Below are 22,278 nucleotides of genomic sequence, written 5' to 3'. Positions count from 1 at the left end.
GACAGTGATGCAAAGACGAACCTTCCTGGGCGCAGCCAGTGCCGCCTGGGCCGGCAGTGCCGTGGCCCGCGTGGCCGAGCAGGCCGGTGTGAGCGACAGCGAAATCCTGCTGGGCCAGTCGGCCGTGCTGTCGGGCCCGCTCGGCCCGGCGGTGACGAATGTGCGCGCCGGAGCGCAGCTCGTGTTCTCCGAACTCAATGCCCGTGGTGGCGTGGCTGGGCGGCAGATCCGCCTGAAGTCGCTCGACGACGGGCTGGACCCGCAACGCGCCACCGCCAACTACCGGGCGCTGGCCAACGAACACCAGGTATTCGCCTGCGTGCTTGGCATCGGCGTGGCGCCCACGCGTGCCGCACTGCCCGTGCTGCGCGAATCCGGCATGCCGCTGGTGGGTGCCAGCGCGGTGACCGACTCGGTGCGCGACGAAAGTGCGGGCCTCGTGTACTACACGCGCGCCACGCAGCGCCGCGAGACCGAGAGCCATGTGAACCACCTCACCACGCTGGGCATCACGCGCATCGCGCTGGCTGTGCTCGCCACGCCCGGTGGCGAAGAGGTGGCGCAGCAGATGAGCGACGGCTTGGAGAAGCGCGGGATCAAGCTCTTGGGTACGGCCAGGGTCGGCGCCGATGGCAGCCAGGCCGCCGAGGCCGCGGCCACGCTGGCGGCGCTGGAGCCGCAGGCGGTGATCCTCTACCTGAGCGGCGTGCCGGCAGCGTCGGTCATGAAGGGCATGAGCGAGAAGGGCGTGAAGCCTTCGTTCTACGGCATGTCCATCGTGTCGGGCGAGGTCACGGCCAAGCTGCTGAACGGGCACTCGATGGGCCTGGCGATCTCGCAGGTCACGCCCTACCCGTGGGATGCCGCGAGTGCCGACGCCAACCAGTACCGCAAGCTCGCCGAGCGAGCTGGCGTGCCGGTGGGCTACCACAGCTTCGAGGGCTACCTCACCGGGCGCACGCTGGTCGAGGCGCTCAGCCGCACCGGCCGGGATCTCACGCGCAGCCGGCTGCACGCCACCCTGCGCGCGATGAAGACGCGCGTCGCGGGCATGGAGCTCGACTTCACCGGGGGCCGGGCCACGGGCTCCGGCTACGTGGAACTCGTGCGCGTGCGCGACAACGGCACCTTCGTGCGCTGACGTGGCTCAGACAAGCCGCGTGGGATCGCCTGCCGACGTGTTGAGCGCAACGGCCTGGGCGGCGAGCTGCGTCACCGTCTCGCGCGCCAGCGGCGTGCCTTCGCGCAGCTCCAGCGTCGCCATCTCGTACTTGCCGCCCGGCTTGAGGCGTGGCTCGATGTCGCGCAGCCGCTGGCCGCGCCAGAAACCGAACAGCACACGTGTCGGCTCGGCACGGATCAGCAGCACCGGCCCGTTCGAGAAGTAGACGATGTGGCCCCACTTGAGGCGCTCTTCCGCGGCGGGGATGGCTTCGCGCACGGCGGTGCGCAGCGCCGCGGCATAGGCCTGCTGCCAGCCGGCGAGGCAGGCAAGGTACGCGTCGGGCGTGGTGGCCGAGGTGAGGACCATCTTCATCAGCCCTGACTCTACAAGCCGATCCCGGCGCCGTCATCTCAGCAGTGCGCCGGACCGCGTTCGATGTAGAACCTGCACCGGCAGGAAGGTCTTTGGCCGGACCGACTACACTTCGGGCTCGCCGCGGCGACACGACGCTCCCCCCAAGAGCACGTGATCCGCGCTGAGATCTGAGTTGATCTCTCTCCTTGGCCAGACCCCAGTGCACGGTTCATCCGGCATGTCGGGCTCTCTGGCAGCTCTGGTCGGCAGCATCTACCCCTGCCCACCACCCGCGGGATCGAGTTCATCCGCGCTGGCGTGCCTGGCACCACGCCCCCCTCCACATCCAACCCCGACGCACTGCGGCGCCATGCTCCGTGTGCAACTTTTCGAACCCTTGCAAAGGCACTATGGCAAAGGAAGAACTGATTGAAATGAACGGCACCGTCAACGAGATCCTCCCGGACTCGCGGTTCCGCGTGACGCTCGAAAATGGGCACCAGCTCATCGCCTACACCGGCGGCAAGATGCGCAAGCATCACATCCGCATCCTGGCAGGTGACAGCGTGTCGCTCGAGCTCTCGCCCTATGACCTGAGCAAGGGTCGCATCACTTTCCGGCATCTCGAACGGCGGGGCCCTGCGCCCACCGGTGGCGGTGCCGGCGCGCCGCGCTTCGGCCGGCGCTGACCGAAGGCTCTATTGACCACACAAGAATTCAGCGGCCACGTCCGGACGCTGCTTGCACGCACCAGCAACAGCTGGTGCATTACTCTCCCGAACACAAGGAAACTCATCATGACGATCGAAACCGGAACCGTGAAATGGTTCAACGAGAGCAAGGGCTTCGGCTTCATCGCTCCCGACAGCGGCGGCAAGGACCTCTTTGCCCACTTCAAGGAAATCCAGGGCGACGGCTTCAAGACGCTGATCGAAAACCAGCGCGTGCAATTCGAAGTGACCCAAGGCCAGAAGGGCCCGCAAGCCTCGCGCATCCGCGGGATCTGATTCGGCGCATGCGCTCGCTACCAGAACGCACGCCATGGCTGACCCGCAATCCCTGCTGACCGATTCGCGCCGCGAGGCGCTGAGAGACACCCTGCTCGCTGCCGTGGATCTGCTTCGCAGATGCCGAGCGTCAGAGGTGCCGGAGGGCGACATCGACCACTATGTCGTCCTGAATTGGCTGGAGTGGAACGGCGGCAGCCTGCGCCTGACGGAGGTGGGCGAGAACGTGTGCAAGCAGGTCACTGCCCGCTTGACCTGACCAACGGCGCCGTCAGTGCGTCGTGAGCCTGGCCAGTACGTCCGCGTACCAGGCCGAGTTCAAACCGAGCGACTCATCGTCGCCGGGGCTGCGGGCCGACATGTCGAGCCGCGCAGCGTGAATCCCCAAGAGCTTCCAGCCCCCGTGCTGGTGCCTCAACACAGGCGCGCCACTGGTGCCCCTGTGCGTTCGCGCGTCCGTCAGGAAATAGCCCTGGCCCTGAAAGCGCAAGCCGAAGGATGACGCAACCTGCCCCTGCCGGATCACCGGCAGATGGTGCAGCGTGTCGTGGAAGCCGAGCGGAAACCCCACCACTACCAAAGACGACCCCACCGGCACGTTCGACGGCGTGGCTTCGATGTGCGCGGGTGTCCATGCCTGCAGCGCGCAGTGCGGCGGGATGAGGCCCGGGTCGATCTCGATCGCGGCCACATCGACCAGCCCCGCGGTGTCGTAGGTCTCGCGCCAGGCGGCCACTCCGTCGCGGTACAGCGGCAGCGAGAGCTGCGCCATCTGCGTGAGGTTGCCGGCGTCGGTATGCAGCTCGACCTCGATGCGATCGGGGTGGTGCCCACTCGGCGGGTCGACGAACACATGCCGGCTGGTCACCAGAAAGAGCCGCCCCTCAGCCTCGAAGAAGAAGCCCGTGGCAGCAGTGAGCGGCGCCGTGCCGTTGTACGTGAGCACGCGTGCCACGGTCAGCAAGACCGGGTCGCACCCATTGCTCGAGGCGGCGGCGTGCGTGGCCGCTTCAGTGCGGTCGATCAGCCGGCCGGTGCGCCCCACATCGGTCTCGAACGCGGTGATCGAGTGCTCGGAGATCGGCACGTGCAGCAGCACGGTGCGCGCCACTTCGGCGTGCTGCTCGAACACGCCTTTCAGTTCTTCCTGCGCGTCGGGTGACATGACCTTCATCATGGCCGTCACGAGCGCCTCGAGTGCGACCAGGTTGCCCTTGAGTTCGCAGATCTTCTCGGTGGCCTCTTGCATGTTCTTCATCGAGCCTCCAGAAGGATGAAACCGCGGACTTGCCGCGGTTGTGTCGTTGCAGAACCGTGCCGTCGGTCTGATCGTTCTTTACTCTGCCTTGCTCGTGATTCACTCTGAGTGCCGGCCCATAGTACATGCGGACCCATCGGCATGCGGGCTGCTCGGATGGCGCCCCCCTTCGCCTGGGGGGCTGCGATCAGAACACCAGCGTGCCCAGCATCACGCCGAACACGAGCACGATCAGGAAGATGGCCAGCGCGATCACGAAGAGCACCTTGGCGATCTTTCGCGAGCCCGAGGCCACGCCGGTGAACCCGAAGATGCCTGCGATGACCGAAACGATGAAGAAGATGATGGCCCACTTGAGCATGGCGTTCTCCTGTTGGATGACTGCTCAGCAGCAAGCGGCGTACCCGCGCGCTGCGCGGGCGAGTGGCGCTCAGACGCGGCGCGCGCGTGACTGCAGCCTTGCGATGAGCTTGTCGGCCTCGCGTTGCGCGCGGTTCGCATGCCCGCTGCCGTCGATGTTGGCGAAACGGCGGTAGTGGTCGAAGTAGACGTTCTCGGCCGTGGTCTGCAGGGCGACCACGCCATTGAAGGAGAACTCGCTGATGTCGTAGTCGCCGAGCTCGCGCTCGATGATGTCGCGCACCGAGCGCGCCGCGTGCAGGTACTTGCGCGGGTTCATCGGCAGGTGGTGGTCGTCGACGGCTTCGAGGAAGACGATCTGGTTCTGAAGTCGGGAGCGGTCACGGAACACGGTGCACCTCTGAATCTGCTTACCTTGCAGACTGGGCCCCATCTTGCGCGGGATGCACGCGCCCGATGCAATGAAAAGCGGTACTTCTTCCTGACTCTCGGCGGGTTTTGCCCTGATCGGGGCGGCGCGAGCACGGCGCGCCCAGGGCTGGTCAGAACCCGCTCTCGCGCAACAGCACGGCGGCCAGCCAGGTGATGCCCTCGCCGAGCAGGCTGCGCCGGCTGCCATCGATCTGCAGGCGGCCGCGGGTTTCGTGCAGACCGGGGGGCGGTGCATCGAGTTGCACCAGCACGTGGAAGACCGCCGGCGTGGGCGTGAGCGCCTGCGCGTGGGCGGCCGTGGCCAGCGGGCCGCCAAAACGTTGCGCGAGCGCCGGATGCTCCAGCTGGTTGACGCGCGCACTGGCGATCACGCGCACGCTGCCGGTGAGCGCCTGCGGCAGCCCCTCGGGATAGAAGCGCACCTTGTTGCCCACCGCGAGGCGGTGCACGTCGTCGGGCTTCACGTACGCGTCGACCTGCCAGCGGCTCGGGTCGACCAGCACGCCCAGGTGCTCTTGCGTGCCCACCCATTGGCCGGCACGCCATTCGGGGTCGACATCGCGCCACACGCCGGCGAACGGCGCCTTCAGCGTGAGGCGCGCCATCTCGGCGCGTGCGGCGCGCACTTCCTGCACCTGCACGATCAGGCGCTCGCGAAGCGCGGCCTGTTCGGCAAGGCCGGTCGGGTCGGCCATCAGGCCGGCGAGGCGCGCTTCGTAGCCGCGTAGCCCGGCCTGGCTGCCATGCATGCGCGCGGTGATGTCGGGCTCGGCAAGCACGGCGAGCGTGTCGCCGGCCTGCACGCGGCCGCCTTCGCGCAGTTCGGTCAACAGCGAGGGGAAAGGTGCGAAGACCTTGGCCTGCTGCTCCGCACGTGCGAGGCCGACCGCGCTGACTTGCGTGCGCCACGGCACGGCCAGCAACAGCACCACGCCGCCGAGCATCAGCCAGAGCATGCGGCGGTGGCGTGCCGGCACCTGCTGGCGCGCCGACCACCAGTGCTTGGCTTCACGCCACACAGGCATCACGAGGAACCACGCGATCTCGACCGCGAACAGAAAGATGCCCAGCACCTTGAAGAACATCAGGTACACCGCCACTGCGATGCCTGCGAACAGCAGTGCGCGGTAGATCCAGGTGATGAATGCGAAGGTGACCAGGGCGCGTCGCCGCGGCACCGGTTGCGCCTCGGGCCAGGGTTCGGGCAGGCCGAGCAGGGTGCGGCGCATGGCCACGCGCGCCAGTGCCGAGGCTCGCTCGTGCAGGTTGGGGAAGTCGAGCAGGTCCGACAGGATGAAGTAGCCGTCGAAGCGCATGAAGGGGCTGGCGTTCAAAGCGACCGACAGCACCCAGCTCGTGGTCGCGAGGTAGAGCAGGGCGCTGCGCACCGGGCCGTCGTCCATCAGCGCCCAGCCGAGCGTGGCGAGGCCGGCGATGGCGAGTTCGGTGAGGATGCCGGCCGATGCGATGGCCAGCCGCTGTTTCGAGCTGCGCAGCTTCCAGCTCTCGCCGGTGTCGGTGTAGAGCATGGGCCACAGCACGACGAACGCCACGCCCATGTGGCCCACGCGCAGGCCGAGTCGGGTGGCGACGATGGCGTGCCCCAGTTCGTGCAGCGTCTTGGCGACGATCAGCGCCAGCGCAAAGCTCACCAGCCCTTCTGCGCTGAACGACTCGACCACCGCGGTGCTGAAGTGGTCCCATTGACGCAGCACCAGCATCACGCCGAGCGCACTGAGCCCGATCACGGCGGCGGCGGTCCAGGGGGTGAACAACCACGAGAGCATGGCCGCGAGGCTGCGCAGGAAGTTCTGCGGCCGCAGCAGCGGGATGCGGAAGAACAGGTAGTGGTGCAGCCACCAGCGCCACTTCGTCCAGCGGCCGCCTTCGCTGCGCTGGCGCAGTTGCGCGAGGCTTTCGGCGTCGGGGTGGACGAGGTGGTGCTGCCGCAGGAACTGGCTGAAGCCGAGCACCTGATCGACATCGGGCTTGAGCGCGGTCTCGTCGGCGATCTGCGCGCAGATCTTTCGTGGCGACTGGCCCCAGCGCAGCAGGCACTCGAACTCGAACCAGCCGATGCGGTAGAAGCGGTTGACGACCGCGTCCTGGATCACCCAGGCCGGCTCGCCGTTGGCGCCTGCGGCGGTGGGCGTGAGTCGCAGGTCTTCGCGCAGGGCCGCGGTCGGCCGCTCGGCGCTGCCGTCGAGTGCGATCACCAGCCGCTCCAGGCGCGCAGCGTGGCCAGCGGACGGCGCAGCAGGTAGTAGCCGAGCAGCACGCGTTCGCCATACAGCTTGGCGGTGCCGTGCAGGCCGAGGCGGGCGGTGTCGGGCTTGCCGTCGATGCTCGCGAGCAGGCGGTACGAGGCCACGCCGTCGTCGCCGGTGCGGGCCTGGTAGCTGGTTTCGAGCACCTGGCCTTCGAGCGGCTGCAGGGGGTAGGCGCTGAGGAAGAGCGTGACCTTGGCGCCGGGCTCCAGCGCGATCGCATCGGCCACCGGCAACTGCACGCGCATGGCGGGCTGGGCCGGGTCGGCCACATGAAGAATGCGCTCGCCGGTGGAGACGGGCTTGCCGATCCAGTCGTTCGGATCGCCGTACACCGCCACGCCCGGGCCGGGCGCGTGGACCTGCGTGCGCTCGAGCTGCGCCTGCACCTCTTGCAGCTCGGCGCGGCGCTGCTGCACGCGCGCGCTGAGCAGAGCGATCTCGCTCTTGCTCTGCGAGCTGTCGAAGGCGCGTTGCGATGCGGCCATCAGCTCGGCATCGGCCACCACCACCTGCTTGTTCAGCACCTCGGCGCGGCTGCGCAGCGTGGTGTCGTCGAGCGAGAACAGCAGCTCGCCGGCCTGCACCGGCTGGTTGGGCCGCACGTGGATCTGCCGGATCACGCCGTTGATCGGCGAGCTGATGACCTGCGCCTGCCGCGAGACGATCTCGGCCGGTGCGAGCGCGGTCTGGCGCACCGGGATCAGCAGCACGGCGATGGCTGCCGCGAGCGTGCCCCACAGCGCCCGCTTGCCGATGCGCCAGCGGCTGCGCGTGCGCTGGGTGAGGCTCTCCCAGCAATAGGCCCAGGTCTTGAAGACGCCGTCGAGCAGCGCGGGCCAGTGCGGCGCGGGCGGGGTGTCGAGCAGGTAGAGGCCGAGGCCGAGGCGCTCGCCGCCGCGCGCATGAAAGGGCACGCACCACACCCCGGCCGGCCACCACTCGGCCCAGCCTTCGGCGATGTCGGGCGGAGGCTGCAGCGATGTCAGCGCAAGCCAGGCCGGTTGCGCGCCGGGCAACTGCTGCGCGAGCCAGCGCACCGCGCGCTGCTGCCACACGAGGTAGGGCGAGTCTTCTTCCGGCCGCGCCAGGCCCGAGATGCACAGCAGCTCGAAGTTCGCCTCGCCGTGCTGCGCCATCACCACCGCCTGGCGGTAGTTGAGCAAGGGGTACAGGTCGTTGGCGATCGAGAAGGCCAGCGCATTCAGCGTGTCGGCCTCGAGCGCGCGGTCACGCAGCTGCGCCAAGCCTTGCAGCAAGGGCGCGCTGTCGGGCACGCGATCGTTCATCGCGAGTCGGGGAAGCGGGCCGTGCCGCTCATGCCGGCCATCAGCTCGGCATGCTCGGCGTTGAGCCGCGCCTCCAGCTCCACCGTCTGCGCCACCGCATCGACGCGCGAGCTGATGGCGCTCACTTTGGCGGGGTAGGTCTTGCCGGTTTCGTGAATGCGCACCTCGAGCGGTACGCCCACTTGCAGGCGGGCGAGCATCGACGAGGGCACGTTGAGCCGCACCTTCAGCGCGCCGTCGCTCACCAGATCGAGCAGCGGCGTGCCCACGCTCACCGTCTGGAAGGGCTTGACGTGCACCTTGGCCACGCGCCCCTTGAACGGCGCGTTCACCTGGCAGTAGCTGACCTGCGTCTGCGCGAGCGTGTTCGCGCCGGTCGCTTTGGCGACTTCGGTGGCGGCGACCGCGATCTCCAGATCGCCGGCCGCATTGAGCTTGCCCATGGCGCGCTTGGCTTCGAGGTTCTGCTTGGCCATCGCCAGCTCGGCCTCGGCCACCTTGGCGCGGGCTGCGGGTTCTTCGCAGGCCATGCGCACGAGCAGTGCCGAACGCGCGACGCGCTGGCCGAGCGCCGCGCGCAGGTCGCTCAGCGTGCCGTTCATCTGGCTGGACAAGGTGGTTTCAAGATCGGCCGCCAGCAGCACGCGGATGTCGCTCGCGTCGTCGGCCACGGCGCGAGGTGATGGCGTTGCGGGCGTGACGGCTTTGGTCTGCGCTATCGCGACACCGCTCAGGAGCATGGCGATGATGACCGCGGTCAAGCCGCGCTGGGCCTTACTGCGCCGCAGGGGCATTGGCAGGTGCTCCGGTGTTGGTGGGGGTCAGGTTGGTGCTGCTGTTGCTCGTGATGTTGGGGGGCGAGGTTGTCCCGGTTCCAGGGCCCGGCGCGGGCGACGGCGGCAGCAATGGCGGCTGCGCCGAGGCAACGATCAGGCCGCGGTTCTCGCGGTCGACCATGGTGCGCTTGATCGCGTCGGCCAGCGAGTTCACGTCGACCTCGGTGATGGTGTCGGGCAGGGTATCCAGGCCCAGCGAGTTGTACAGGCGCCCCCAGGCCGCCTGGGCGGTGGAGTACGCCGCCTCGCGCTGGTAGCGCGAGAGCAGGTAGCGGCCCTCGGCGCGGATCACCTCGAGCTCCGAGCTCAGCTTGCTGCTGACCGCGGCGCGGGCGTAGTCGAGCAGGGCCCGGTCGACGCGCAGGCTGGCTTCGGAGAACTCCACCTCCTGGCGCGCCAGCGCGTAGCGCAGCGAGCCGATGCGCACCTGCGTGAGGATCGCCATCGACAAGGCGGTGCGGCGCGCGTCGTCGGTGCGCGTCTGCGATTGCTGCGAGGCTTCGAGGGCAGGCAGTTGCAACAGGCGCATCAGGTTCATCGAGACCTGGATGCCCACGGCGTTCCAGCCGTTGTTGTACAGGTAGTCGTTCGAGTCGTACTGCGCGCCGGCCGACAGCGTGATGTTGGGCCACACCTGCGCCTTGGCGATCTTGATGTCGTTCTCGTTCACGCGCTTGCGGTACCACTCCTCCATGATCTCGGGGCGGTTCTCGAGCGCGACTTGTTCGAGCTGCGCGGGCGTCACGCCTACTTGGGGCAGGGCCGCGGCGCCGTGGTCGCCCAGCACCATGGGCTGCGAGGGGGGCAGCGAGATCAGCGCACGCAACTCGGCGATGGAGAACTCCAGGTCTTGCCGGCGTACGGTGAGCAGGTAGACCGCGTCGAGCAGGGCGCGCTGGTAGGCCAGCACCTCCTGGCGCGGGATCAGCCCGCGGTTCTCGGCATCGCGTGCCGAGCCCAGCGCGCGATGGGTGCGCGCGAGCAGCGCATCCACCTCGGGCATCAGCAGCTGCGCGGCGCGTGCGCGCCAGTAGGCGTTGCGCACGTCTTGCAGTACGTTCTGCGCGACCTTGCGGCGGCGCTCTTCGGCCATCAGGATCTGGTCGCTCTTTTGCTGCGTGCGGAAATACGCCACGCCGAAGTCGAGCACGCTCCAGCTCAGGCCCAGCCCGGCGATGTTGTGATAGCGCTCCTCGGAGGTCGAGGGCCGCAGGCTGACCTGGCCGTCTTCGATGCCGATGGAGGTGCCGCCCGAGTCGTTGTTGCGGCCGGTGCGGCCGGCCGACGCCACCAGGCGCGGCAGCATCTCGTGGCTCGTCACGTCGCGCAGGTTGGCGGCGAGCGCGCTCTCCATCAGCTTGATGCGGTAGTCGAGGTTGTACTTGAGGGCGCGGGCGGCGGCCTGGTAGAAGTCGATCGGGCCGGTCACGGGCTCTTGCTCGGCGTACATCGTCGCCGTGTCGTCCACCACCCGCTGGCGGACTTGTTCGGGTGAGTAGGCCGGCTGGTCGACCGTCCCGCAGCCACTCACCATCAACGCGGCGGCCAGCGCCACGCTCAGCGGCTTCGGGGTGAGCTTGATGGCCATGTCGGGTTCTCTCCTGTGCTTGTTGTTCGAGGAATGGATGTTGTCGTTCAGCGCGGCAGCCGGTTCAGCGAGGCAGCCGGTTCTGCGCCGGCAGGGCCGGGCGCGTGAGTTGTGCGGCTGAGCGCAACTGATCGCTGAAGCCCTGGGCAGATTGCGCTGCGCTGCGATCGGTGCTCGGGCTGATGCCGAGCGGGTGGCGTGTCATGTCGGCCGGGTCGACGGCGTTGAGCGACGGGTCGCTCAACAGGCCGTCGGCAGTGAGCTCCGTGCGGCCGCTGCGCGAGACGATCCAGGCCATGTCGACCGCGCTGGCGGCGCTGCTGCGCGCCACTGTCTCGTGGATGTACTGGCCGTCGACCCGGCCGAGCCCGGCACCGATCGACGGCGCGATGCCGATTGGCAGGTTGGCGACACGCAGTTCGTCGGCTCCGACCTCACGCCCCAGCGATGCATTGCCGATGTCGAGTACCTCGACCAAGGGGCCGATGTACACGACCGGGCTCAGGTCGGGCACCGTCGGCTGGCCGTACTGGAACGAGACGTCGCCGCCGCGGTTCAGCATGCCGTCGCCGCTCGACGGCGGGATGTAGGGCGCCGAGATGTTGAGCGTGATCACCAGTTCGGCGAGGTCGGTGGCACCGGCGAGGTCGCCCACGGTATAGGTGAACACGTCTTGCAGGAGCGGCCCGAAGCCGGCGGCGCGCAGCACCTCGGGGTTGGTGAGGTCGATGCTGTAGGTGTAGCTGCCGTCTGCATGGATCACGAGCGTGCCGTAGCGGCCTGCCAGCGCTTGGCCGACGAGTCCCACGGTGCCGGTGGTGTCGGTCTCGGCGCCGGTGCGGATGCCGACCACCTGGCGCGTGTCGCCGCCATCGACATCGCTGTCGTTGGGCAGCACGTTGCCCGAGGTCTGCGGTGACACGACCTGGTCGGTGGCGAGCGCGCTGTCGTTGGTGGCGACGGGGTTGTCGTTCGCGCCGTGCACGGTGATCGTCAGCGTGGACTGCGAAGCCGCACCGGTGGCATCGACCATGGTGTAGCTGAAGGTCTCGACGAGGGTTTCGCCTGCGGTGCGCAGCGCCTGCACTTGCGCGTTGTTGTTGTCGACCACGTATCGGAAGCTGCCATCGGCCTGCACGGTGAGCTGGCCGTACTGGCCGGCGAGTGCGGCCCCGGCCGCGGCACTGGTGCCGGCGGCATTGCTCACGGTCGTGACCTGCTGGGTCTCGCCGTTGGCCACGCTGTCGACATCGGTGTCGTTGCTCAGCAGGTTGCCCACGGCGTCCTGGCCCGGCGTGGCGTTGGCCACGCCACCGGCCTCCAGGGCGTCTGCGGCATCGGGGGCGGTGATGGGGGTGTCGTTGCGGCCATCGATGCTGATGCGCAGCTCGGCGCTGTCGGTCGCGCCCCAGAGGTCGCGCACCTGGTAGGTGAAGACCTCCACCACCGTCTGCCCGCTGGTGCGCAGCGCTTCGACGGCGGCCAGCGTGTTGTCGACCACATAACTCCAGCTGCCGTCGGCGTTGAGCGTCAGGTCGCCGTAGCTGCCGCGCAGCACCGCGCCGATGGTGCCTGCCGTGCCGCTGCCGGCGAGTTCGCCGGTGCGGATGCCGTTCACGCGCATAGGGTCGCCTTCGGCATCGGTGTCGTTGGCGAGCACGTTGCCGCTCGGGTCGACGCCGGGGATGGCGTTGTTCAGGCCGGAGGCTTCGACCGCGTCGCCGGTGTCGGCGGTGGCGCGCGGGCCTTCGTCGACACCGCGGATGAGGATGGTCAGCTGCGCCAGGTCGACCAGGCCGCCGTTGTCCATCGCTTCGTAGGTGAACTCTTCGCGCACGAACTGCAGCGGGCCGAGCGCGCGGATGGTCGGATTGGCCGAGTCGACGTAGTAGCTGTACGTGCCGTCTGAGCCGATGATGAGCTGGCCGTAGCTGCCGTTGATCAGCGTGCCGTTGCTTCCGTCGGTGCCGGTGTTCACGGCGGTGATCGCGCCGCCTGCGGCCTCGGTGCCTGTGCGGATGCCGCTGACGAGCAGCGAGTCGGGTTGGTCGACATCGCTGTCGTTGCCGAGCACCTCGCCGGTCGGGTCGAAGCCCGGGTTGAGCGGGCTGGCGGCGAGGGCGTGGTCGAGGTCGTTGGTGGCCACGGGTGCGTCCCACGCACCGCGGATCACGATGTTGAGCTGCGCCACGTCGGTGGCGCCTGCGCGGTCGGCCATGCGGTAGGTGAACTGCTCCAGCAGCAGCTCGCCCGGGCGCAGGCCCTGCACCGCGGGCAGGTCGTTGTTGAGCGTGTAGGTGTAGGCGCCGTTGAGGCCGAGCTGCAGCGAGCCGTACAGGCCCGCGAAGGTGACGGGGCCGGTGACATCGCTGAAGCTGCCGCCCGCGGCTTCGGTGCCGGTGCGGATGCCGGTCACGGTGCGGATGTCGGTGGCATCGACGTCGCTGTCGTTGTTGACGAGGTTGCCGGTGGGCGAAACGCCAGGCGTGCCGTTCAGCGTGCCGCCGGCTTCCACGGCGATGGTGGCGTCGTTGGCTGCGACCGGGGCGTCGTTGCTGCCGGTGATGACGATCATGAGCTGCGCGCCGGAGAGCCCGCCGGCAGCGTCGCGCGTGGCGTAGACGAAGGTCTCGGTCAGTACCTGCGACGAAGTGCGCAAGGCCTGCACCAGCGGGTTGGCGTTGTCGAGCACGTAGGTGTAGCTGCCGTCGGCCTGGATCGTGAGCGTGCCGTAGGTGGCGACGAAGGGCTGCCCCACCGTACCGATGGTGCCGCCCATGCGGATGCCGGTCACGGTGCCGGTTTCGCCATAGCCGTCGACATCGCTGTCGTTGGTCATCACGTTGCCGGTCGGGTTGACGCCGGGCGTGCCGTTGGCGATGCCGCCGGCTTCGACGGCGGTGGCGGAATCGGATTCGTTGCGCCGGTGGTCGTTCGCGCCCTGGATGGTGATGGTGAGGGCGGCAGCGTCGGAGGCGCCCTGGGTGTCGAGCACGGTGTAGGTGAAGCTGTCGCTCAGCGTGTCGGCGGCGGTGCGCAGTGCCTGCACGTCGGCCATGTCGTTGTCGACGCGGTAGGTGTAGCTGCCATCGGCGTTGAGCGTGAGCCAGCCATAGAGGCCGCGCAGCTCGGTGCCCAGCGTGCCGGCCGTGCCGGTGCCGGCTTCGGCGCCGGTGCGCACCGAGCCCACTGTCTTGGTCTCGCCGTAGTTGATCGGGTCGGTGGGCACCTCGCCGCCGTCGACATCGCTGTCGTTGGTGAGCACGTTGCCGCTCGGGTCGACGCCGGGCTGGTTGTTGTTGACGCCACCGGCCTCGGTGGCGAGCGCGGTGTCGTCGGTGGCGACGGGGTCGTCGTTGCGGCCGACGATGAGCACCACGATCTCGGCCTGGTCGCTCTCGCCCTGGTCGTCGGCGATCACGTAGGTGAAGCGCTCGATCAGCGTGTCGGCCGGGCGGCGCAGGGCCTGCACGGCGGCATTGAGGTTGTCGAGCGTGTAGGTGAAGCTGCCGTCGGGTGCGATGGTGAGGGTGCCGTAGCTGCCGCCGAGCGTGGTCGGGCCGCTGACGCCGGTGATCGGGCCCGGTGTGAACTCGTCACCTGGGCGGATGCCTGTCACCGTGAGCGGGTCGCCGTCGGCATCGAAGGCGGTGCTCAGCACGTCGCCGCTCGGGTTGGTGCCGGGCGCGGTGTTGCCCGCGCCGCCGGCTTCGAGCGAGATCACGCGCACAGTCTGGGCGATCGGCGGGTCGTTGACGCCGTGCACGATGATCTCAATCTGCGCGGTGTCCGTGAGCCCCGCGGTATCGTGGATCTGGTAGGTGAAGAAGTCGCTCAGCGTGACACCCGCGACGACGAGGGCCTGGACATCCGGGTTGTTGCTGTCGACGTCGTAGGTGTACGAGCCGTCGGCGCCGATGACGAGCGTGCCGTAGGCGCCGACCAGCACGGTGCCGTTGCTCGCCGCTGTGCTGCCCACGGCCACGCTCGTCAGCGCGCCGCCGGCGCCTTCGGTGCCGGTGCGTGCGCCGTCCACCACCAGCACGGTGTTGGGCTGGTCGATGGTGTCGACGTCATAGTCGATGCCGTTGCCGGGGGGCGGAGAGATCGGGTCGGGCCGGCTCGGGAAGCGAATCACGTTGCCGCTGGGGTTGGATTCGCTCGAACCGGAGTTGCTCGACTGCGCTTGCGCCTGATCGGAGTCGTTGCTCGCTATCGGGTTGTCGTTTCGGCCCTGGATGGTGATTCGCAGCGTGGCCAGGTCGACCAGGCCGGCGGCGTCGTGCATGCGGTAGGTGAAGACCTCGTCGAGCGTGTCGCCTGCGGCCAGGCCCTGCACGGTGGCGTTGTTGTCGTCCACGACGTAGGTGTAGGTGCCGTCGGTCGAGAGGCTCAGCGTGCCGTACAGGCCGGCGATGGGCACCGGCGCACCGCCCGACACTGTCGTGAACGGCGTGGTGGTGTTGCCTTCGAGGCCCACGCGTGCGGCGTCGACGGTGCGGATCTCGCCGTAGTTGATGAGGTCGGCGGGGTTCTCGCCGCCATCCGGGTCAATGTCGTTGGACAGCACGTTGCCCGTCGGGGGCGCAGTGGTTGTGCCGTTGAGCACGCCGCCGGCCTCGACGGCGGTGGCGATGTCGTTGCCAGCGACTGGAGTGTCGTTCGCGCCGTGGATCGTGACGGTGAACGTGGCGGTGTCGGTCAGGCCGCCTAGATCGGAGACGGTGTAGTCGAAGGCTTCGACGAGCGTCTGGCCGGAGAGGCGCAGTGCCTGCACCTCGGCGTTGTTGTTGTCGACGGTGTAGGTGTAGCCGCCGGTGCTGGCGACTTCGAGCGTGCCGTACAGCCCGGTGATGGTGACCGAGCCGCCACTGGCAATGGTGGTCTGCGAGCCGCCTGCACGCCCGACGCTTGCGACCCGGATGGCATCGGCGTTGGTGGCGATGTCGACGTCGCTGTCGTTGTCGAGCAGCGAGCCGCGCGGGTCGGTGCCGGGCACGTTGTTCCGGTCGCCGCCGGCCTCGACCGCATCGGCTGCTTCGTCGTTGGCGACGGGGGCGTCGTTCACCGGGGCCAGCACGATCTGCAGGGTGTCCTGGTCGGTGAGCGCGTCGGCCGGGTTCTGGGCCGGGGTGCCGTCGCCGTTCACGTCGCCGTAGTTGCCCAGGTCGTTGGTGAGCACGGTCAGCGTGTCGGCGCCGTTGTAGTTGAGGTTGCCCAGGTAGACCAGCGTGGGCAGGGCGAGGTTGAGGTCGGTGAGCGTGCCGCTCAGCGTGAGCGCGGCGCTGCCCGAGCCGGCGACGGTGACGCCCGGCGTGGCGGACACGGACAAGGTGCCGTGCAGCACCGAGAGCTGCACCTGCAGCACGGCCGAGGCGCCGCCGGGGCCGCGTGCGGCGTCGATGTCGGCCACCGAGATGCCGGTGATCGCGAGCGCGATGTCTTCCGAGCCGTTCTGCGTGCCGGGCAGCGTGTTGACCGGTGCATCGTTCTGCTCGACGTAGCCTGCATTTGCAATGCCGGTGGCCGATTCACCCAGCGTGACGACGATCTGCCCAAGCGGTGAAGCCCCGTCGGTGTCGATGCGCACGCGCAGGTCGCCCACGGGCTGCGGGTACGAGACGGTGCCGCTCGGTGTGTCGATGCGGAAGATGCCGGCCGGCAGCACGCCGAACCGGTACTGCCCGCTCGCGTTGGTGGTGGTCGTGTAGGTGGCGTTGTCGGCCGTGGTGTTGATGTCGCCATCCAGCCCCGCCCAGACGAGCGTGACGGTCTGGCCGTCCAGGCCGGCCCCATCCGGCGTGGTGCTGCCGGTGGCGCTCGCCGTGTCGTTCCACAGCGTGCCGGTGATGATGCCCAGGCCCGCGCCTTCGGTGAGCACATAGTCGTTGAGGCCGCCGGCGCCATCGCGCGAATCGCGCTCGCCCGAGGCGGTGCCGTCGGCACCGACGGTGCTGAAGGTGCCATTCGCCTGCACGCCCCAGCCGGTGAAGGTTTCGGGCAGGCTCGACCAGGTGAGCGTCGCGTTGGTGTTGGCGATCGTCGTGGTGTTGGTCAGGCCGTCGGCGCGGTAGGTCACGCTGACCCGGTCGCCCACGTTGAGCTGCGTGAAATCGACGCTGACACCGCCGGCGGTGCTGGCAGTCACGCCTGCAGGCAGGCCGCCCGGCGCGTAGCTCGTGCCGTTGATGTTGACGCTCAGCAGCGTGTAGGCGCTGGCGCCGGGGAAGGTGTCGCCAAGGTGGATGTCATACGCCTTGGCCGACCCGTTCTGCGTGAAGCTCACCTGCACCGTGGCGCTGCCGGTCGTGCCTGCCGGGTTGGGGTCGAAGGCGATGACCTGCTTGTTCAGCGCGCTGAAGCCGGGCTCGACGATGCGCTCGATCAGGGCCTCGCTCGCACCGCGCGCCACCTGTGGCGTGCCGACGTATTCGTTCACCACCACGGTGGGTGCCGCCGAGCCGGCCTGGTTGCTCGCGGCGTTGACCACCCGCACGTTGAATTCGAGCGAGATACCTTCGAGGTCGGCATCGGCGCCCTCGTGGTTGGTGAGGTTGCCCAGGCGGATGGTGACCACCTGGTTGCCGCCGACCGTCGCCACGCTGATCAGCGTGGGGTCGAGAACGCCGGTGGGCGCGGCGCCCGACAGGTCGGCGGTGATGTTGCCGGCCATGGGGCTGGTCTCGTTGCCGTTGACCGCGAGCGTGCCGCCGGTGGTGAGGGTGAGGTCGCTCACGAGGCCGGCGCCGTTCGAGATGAAGGCGATGCGCACCGGGTTGCCGGAGCCATCGGGCAGGATGAAGTCCAGCCCCGGCCCGAGGGTGATGCGCAACTCGTAGTTCGGGTTGTCGCCTTCAGCCACCAGCACGGCGGCGCGGTAGCGAATGACCTCGCCGACTGCCACGGTCTCTTCGGGCGCGCCGGTGGGGTTGGGTGCGGCCGTGTCGGTGAGGCCGCCGACGCGTGACAGGCGGACGGCTTGCGCGACCGGGATCTCTCCCGTCGCGCTGCGCTGGTAGTCATTGAGCACGCCGCTGTTCAACAGGCCGTCGGCGCCGGTGCGTTCGCCGAAAGGCGTGGTGCCCGAGACGGCGCCATCGAGGCTGGTCCAACTCACATTGGCGGTGTTGACGATACGCGCCACCGACGCGGCCGAGTTGTTCACCACGGCCGCGACGCGCAGCACGATGCTGCCGCCTTTGGCGATGTCGACGTTGGCGCCCGCGACCGTGCGCAGCTGGCCGCCCGCGATCTCGAAGTCGGCCCCGCCATTGTTGGTGGCGCCCCCCGCGTAGGTGACGCTTACCAATTGGTAGGCGCTCAGCTGGGTGGGCAGGTTGTCGAGCAGGCTGATGTCGAACGCGGCGTAGTCGGTCGAGCCGTTGCCGTTGGTGATGGTGATCTCGAACTCGACCGGGTCGAGCGCATCGACGCCGAAGTTGCCGGTGTCGGTGAGCAGGGTCTGCGTGACTTGCAGCGTGGGCTCGACGATGGTCACCGTGGGCTGGCCGCCGGTGATGGCGATCGTGCGGTCGAGCGGGGCGCTGCCGTTGGGCGTGTCGCCGTCGGGGTCGCTGTAGACGAGGTTGGTGTTGTTCTGCCTCGACTGGTTGGTCTGGTTCGCCGAGACGTTGCTCGCCACCAGCAGCACGCGCAGCACGAAGCTGTTGTTCGCAATGTTGTTGTCGTTGGTCGCGCCCGACGCGCTGAACGTCCAGAGCGCATCGACACCGTCGTTGCCCAGCGTGCCGGAAGGGGTGGCGGCGAAGGAGCTGACCGTCACCGCGCCGACGAAGTTGCCGCTCAGCGCCGCGCTGGCCGCGGTGGTGGTGATGACCTGGTAGCCGAGGCCACCGTTGAAGGAGGTGTCCAGGCGCATGCCCGCGGGGATCAGGTCGCTCACGCGCAGGTTGCCGGTGGTGCCCTCGGGGAGGTTCACCACGATGTCGTAGAGCATGCTCTCGCCGATCACCAGGCTGCTGCCGGTGGTGTGGGCGGCGCTCGAGTCGCCGTCGTCCAGGCTGCCGCCGGCGTACACCTTGGTGATCACAGGGGCCGAAATTTGTTCGCTGGTCAGGCTGGTGAGGTCGGCGGGCGTGAAGTCGGGCCCACCGTTCAGGCTGGAGTAGTTGCTGAGGGTGGCGGTGCTTTGCAGCGTGCTGCCTGCGCCGATGGTGGCGTCGACCACCACGTCGTAGGTGATGACCACCACGTTGGTGCCGTTGGTGTCGTTGGCGGTGCCCGCCCGGCCGGGCAGCAAGGTGCCGATCGAGGCGTTGTCGAGGAAGGTGATCTGCGTGCTGGTGACGCTGTAGTCGACACCGTTGACGAGCTGCGTGCCGTCGCCGCGGTAGATCAGCAGGTTGGCGCTTGCGAGGCTCCCGCCGACGAAGCTCAGCCCCGTGGGCAGGGTGATGGACGTGGCGACATCGAAGGCCACGCCGCCGCCGGTGTTCTCGATGGCCGTGACCAGGCGCAATTGGTCGCCGGCATCGGTGCCGGTGATGCTGCCGCGCACGGAGTCGAGCTCGGTGACGCTGCCGCTGAAGGGCACGCCGGCGGTACCGGGTGCGGCCCAGGTACCGGTGAGGCCGGCGATTGTGCCGTGGGTGGTCGAGACCACGCCGTGCGCGATTGCCAGGACCGGCTCGGCGACCGAGTTGATGGGAGCCACATCGGACGAGATCAGGTGCGATTTGGTGATCGTGGTGAGCTGGTCGGATTGCGCGAGCACGTCGAGCGAGCGCTGGTCGGCGAAGGGCTGCCCACCCACCCGGGCGGTGAAGCTCACGACGATGCGGCTGCCGGTGGTGATCGAGGTGGCGTAGCTGCCGAAGTCGAACACGACGGCGTTGCCGGCTTCTGTGGTCACGATGGGCACGGCGCCGGCATTGGTGTTGCCGGCGCCCAGGCGCCACGTGCCTTCGCCCACGCCATTTGCCCAGGTGATGCCTGAGACGTTGAGCAGCGGCAGCGGCAGGTAGGCGCGAAGCTGGAGCTGCTCGTAGTCGCCGGTGACGAGGTCGTACGTCAACTGGAAGGTGGCGAGATCGCCAGGGTTCAATTCGCCGTTGGGCGGGAATGGGTTGCCGTTGACCGTGGCCAGCTCGATCTGCACCTGGCTCGTGGGTACGGTGCTGCTGGTGTCCGAGGAGTCGGCCTGAAGCTCGCCGGTTGCGTTGAAGCGATTCAGCAGCACCGCGGCGCTCACGGTGGCGTTGTTGCTGATGGAGTCGCCTTCGTTGATCTCGGGGTGCGGATCACCCGTCGGCGAGGTGTAGCTCTGCGCGACGGTGGCGGTGTAGCTGATCACGGCGCGCGTGGCGCCCTGCAGTTGCGACTCCAGGAACAGGTCGCCGGCGAGCCAGGGTTCCAGGCCGGGTGCGTCGCGCAGCGCCTGCGCCACATCGAACACCAGGCTGGAGCTGCCATCGGCGTTGACCGTCGTGGTGGGCGTGATCGAGATGTTTCGCGTGACACCGGCGATGGTCAGGCTCAAGGTGGCCGGGCCGGTGAACGACTGGCCGTCGGCCATGGCGTCGGTCACCAGGAACTGGCCCGCGCCGAGAGTGGTCTGGCCGAAGGCGAAGTAATCGGAAATCGCGAGGTTCAGGGTGTACTGCAGCACGTCGCCGGGCGTGAGGCCGGGGTGCCCGAGGTCGTTGACCGTCGTGACGTGTTTCTCCAAGGTGATCGACTTGACCACCAGGCTGCTCGGCGTGCCCGAACCCGAGAGCGGGACATCCGTCTGCGGCGCCGTGACGTCGCGTGTGTCGGTGGGCGTCCAGCGGCCCGTGCCGGTGGGGGCCGCGAAGTTCAGTGTTCGGTCGTCGCCTGTGACCGGGTCGATCACGGGCGCGCCGGTGTCGTCGGCCTGCGCCACGTAGAAGTTCACTACGCTCGTCGACGGCGCCGATAGCGAGGCGTAGGTGACGGTGAAGTTGCGGATGATCTGGCCGGTGTAGTCGAAGTTCACCGGGTTGTTGACCACGCTGTTATCGCCCAGCGTGAGCGAAGTGAGCGTGCCGCCGGCGCCGGGCACGATACTGGTGACCTGGATGGCGCCGGGCAGGTCCTGGCTGACCACGACGTCGCTCAGGACCTGGCCGTTGGCGGGCGAGACGGTGACGTCGTAGCTGCGCGGGTAGTTGGGGCCGGTGGCGGTCTCGCCTTCGGGGGCCACGATCGCTGTCGTGAAGGTCATCACCGTGGGGTGGACCACCAGGGTGTGCACGGCGCCTTCGAGCAGGGCGGGGTCGGTCGTCGGGTTGTCGATCGCGTCGTTGCCGATCTCGAAGCCGCTCGTGACACCGATCGACAGATCGGGCGTGCCGTTGGAGAACGCCGTGTCGGCCAGCTCGCTGAGCGCTGCGGTCACTTGCACCGAGATGGTCGGCTGGGCTTGCGTGACGCTGGCGAACGGCAGCTCGATCACGATCATCTGATCGCCCGCGCGCATGCCGACGCTCGCGGCGTTGATCACCACGTTGTTGCCGCTGGAGTCCTTGGCCACGGGGTTCACCGCATTGCCCGAGGCATCGAAGTACACGGTGTGCGCCGTCAGAGCGCTGCCCAGGTAGCTGGCCGACACGAAGGTGGCGCCGTCGTCTCCGTCCTTGCCGGTGGCGGGCATGTACAGGGTGATGAAGGGCGCGAAGCCGACCTGCGACGAGGTGTTGGTGAAGTTCACGTCGAAGGTGAACTGATCCCCGAGCAGCACGTTGAGGGTGCCGCTCGCCACGCTGGTGGTCGGTGCGGCATCGGGCAGCAATCCGCTGAAATCGGCCAGGCCGGCGGCCGTGATGGCCAGGGCCTTGTCGATCGTCCCGGCGCTCACCTCGAGGTCCCAGTCGCCGCCGGCGGCGGGAGCACCGGTGTCGTCGTTCGACGCCGCGACGTCGGCCCCCGTGAACTGCGCCAGCTCGACCACCAGCGCCTGGCCGGCCGCGCCTTCGCCGATGCGGCAACCGTAGAGCTGGATGTCGGCGTCGGCGGTGAGGGCCGCCTGCCAACCCTGGAACGCGGTGCGCAGCTCACCCAGGCGGTCGGCGCTGACCAATTGAGAACCGAGGCTGAATGAACCCGGCGCCCCGTGCGAAAAGATCTGGATGGAGTCGACCTGCCCCATCGCGGCCAAGGCCGCGCTGATGGCCTGGATGCCGTTCACGGTGGGGTCGATCACCAGCACCTGCGCGCCGGGGGCGAGGTTGGCGGACAACTGCGCCAACTGATCGATGCGCGAGTCGAGCACGACCAGCGAGCGGGCGGGTGGGGCAGTTGCCTCGGCGGGCGCCGCCGCCGGTTCAGCCGTGGGGATGGATGCCGGCGCCGGGGTCGCCTCTTTGGGGGCGGCTTGCGCGGCCGGGGCGGCTGCGTGCCCGTCGGCCGAGTCGGCGGCGGCCGTCGGCGCGCTCGCTTCCTGTTGGTGGTCGACCGCCGTGGCGGCCGCGCCGTCGAAAAGGATTCTGGGCTCGAGCGCCAGTGCACCTGAACGTGGGCGGAGGAACGCGGGTACGGCTGAGCGTTGTGTCATGTCAAGTCAGGTGTCCGGTTGACCTTTGTAACGTGAAGATCAATCACTCTGAGCCCCCATGAAGCGCTGACCTTAGGCCCGCACCATAGCCATGCATCGCGCCCCGTGCCATTGACCTTTAGGGCAAGAGGGGCACCGCCTCAGCGCGCTTCTGTGCCGCAGGCGGTTAGGGGTTTCGATTAATGGACG

13 protein-coding genes are annotated in these 22,278 nt (G+C 68.6%); 4 read left to right on the top strand and 9 right to left on the bottom strand.

The window, feature by feature from the left end:
* Positions 1 to 7: 7 nt before the first annotated feature.
* Positions 8 to 1,141, top strand: a complete 1,134-nt coding sequence (locus tag AC1KAR_RS14095) for an ABC transporter substrate-binding protein (protein ID WP_480318712.1) — start codon at positions 8 to 10, stop codon at positions 1,139 to 1,141.
* A 6-nt stretch (positions 1,142 to 1,147) separates the two neighbouring features.
* Here the strand turns inward: AC1KAR_RS14095 and AC1KAR_RS14090 are convergent, their stop codons facing one another.
* Positions 1,148 to 1,537, bottom strand: a complete 390-nt coding sequence (locus tag AC1KAR_RS14090) for a DUF1801 domain-containing protein (RefSeq protein WP_480318710.1) — start codon at positions 1,535 to 1,537, stop codon at positions 1,148 to 1,150.
* Between the two features lie 392 nt (positions 1,538 to 1,929).
* Between AC1KAR_RS14090 and infA the strand changes: the two genes are divergently transcribed.
* The 3 genes from infA (at position 1,930) to AC1KAR_RS14075 (ending at position 2,785) form a co-directional block, all read left to right on the top strand.
* On the top strand, positions 1,930 to 2,208 hold the full coding sequence (gene infA, locus AC1KAR_RS14085; RefSeq protein WP_480318708.1) for a translation initiation factor IF-1: 279 nt from the start codon (positions 1,930 to 1,932) through the stop codon (positions 2,206 to 2,208).
* A 108-nt stretch (positions 2,209 to 2,316) separates the two neighbouring features.
* Positions 2,317 to 2,526 carry a transcription antiterminator/RNA stability regulator CspE gene (cspE, locus tag AC1KAR_RS14080; protein ID WP_480318706.1) on the top strand — a complete coding sequence of 70 codons (210 nt, stop codon included), beginning with the start codon at positions 2,317 to 2,319 and terminating at the stop codon, positions 2,524 to 2,526.
* Between the two features lie 34 nt (positions 2,527 to 2,560).
* Positions 2,561 to 2,785: a hypothetical protein gene (locus AC1KAR_RS14075; RefSeq protein WP_480318704.1), complete on the top strand. Its 225-nt coding sequence runs from the start codon at positions 2,561 to 2,563 to the stop codon at positions 2,783 to 2,785.
* A gap of 12 nt (positions 2,786 to 2,797) precedes the next feature.
* Here AC1KAR_RS14075 and AC1KAR_RS14070 read toward each other — a convergent pair whose 3' ends face one another.
* The 8 genes from AC1KAR_RS14070 to AC1KAR_RS14035 form a co-directional block, all read right to left on the bottom strand.
* The gene (locus AC1KAR_RS14070) at positions 2,798 to 3,784 is read right to left on the bottom strand and encodes a trypsin-like serine peptidase (protein ID WP_480318702.1); all 987 of its coding nucleotides are present in this window, start codon (positions 3,782 to 3,784) and stop codon (positions 2,798 to 2,800) included.
* Between the two features lie 187 nt (positions 3,785 to 3,971).
* A complete protein-coding gene (locus AC1KAR_RS14065; RefSeq protein WP_480318700.1) occupies positions 3,972 to 4,145 on the bottom strand; it encodes a DUF1328 domain-containing protein in 174 nt (57 codons plus the stop codon).
* Between the two features lie 69 nt (positions 4,146 to 4,214).
* Positions 4,215 to 4,535 (bottom strand): hypothetical protein, encoded by a 321-nt coding sequence (locus tag AC1KAR_RS14060; RefSeq protein ID WP_480318698.1) that lies wholly within the window; start codon positions 4,533 to 4,535, stop codon positions 4,215 to 4,217.
* 151 nt (positions 4,536 to 4,686) lie between these two features.
* Positions 4,687 to 6,792: a site-2 protease family protein gene (locus AC1KAR_RS14055; RefSeq protein ID WP_480318696.1), complete on the bottom strand. Its 2,106-nt coding sequence runs from the start codon at positions 6,790 to 6,792 to the stop codon at positions 4,687 to 4,689.
* On the bottom strand, positions 6,789 to 8,132 hold the full coding sequence (locus AC1KAR_RS14050) for an efflux RND transporter periplasmic adaptor subunit (protein WP_480318694.1): 1,344 nt from the start codon (positions 8,130 to 8,132) through the stop codon (positions 6,789 to 6,791). The genes AC1KAR_RS14055 and AC1KAR_RS14050 overlap by 4 nt, the downstream gene beginning before the upstream one ends.
* Positions 8,129 to 8,893 (bottom strand): efflux RND transporter periplasmic adaptor subunit, encoded by a 765-nt coding sequence (locus AC1KAR_RS14045; protein ID WP_480318691.1) that lies wholly within the window; start codon positions 8,891 to 8,893, stop codon positions 8,129 to 8,131. Before AC1KAR_RS14045 ends, AC1KAR_RS14050 begins: the two co-directional genes overlap by 4 nt.
* A 13-nt stretch (positions 8,894 to 8,906) precedes the next feature.
* A complete protein-coding gene (locus AC1KAR_RS14040; RefSeq protein ID WP_480318689.1) occupies positions 8,907 to 10,556 on the bottom strand; it encodes a TolC family protein in 1,650 nt (549 codons plus the stop codon).
* 64 nt (positions 10,557 to 10,620) lie between these two features.
* Positions 10,621 to 22,089, bottom strand: a complete 11,469-nt coding sequence (locus AC1KAR_RS14035; protein WP_480318687.1) for a VCBS domain-containing protein — start codon at positions 22,087 to 22,089, stop codon at positions 10,621 to 10,623.
* Positions 22,090 to 22,278 lie beyond the last annotated feature (189 nt).

The organism is Piscinibacter sp. PDB1-1 (assembly GCF_056675995.1).
This window is presented reverse-complemented; position numbering and strand designations above follow the sequence as displayed.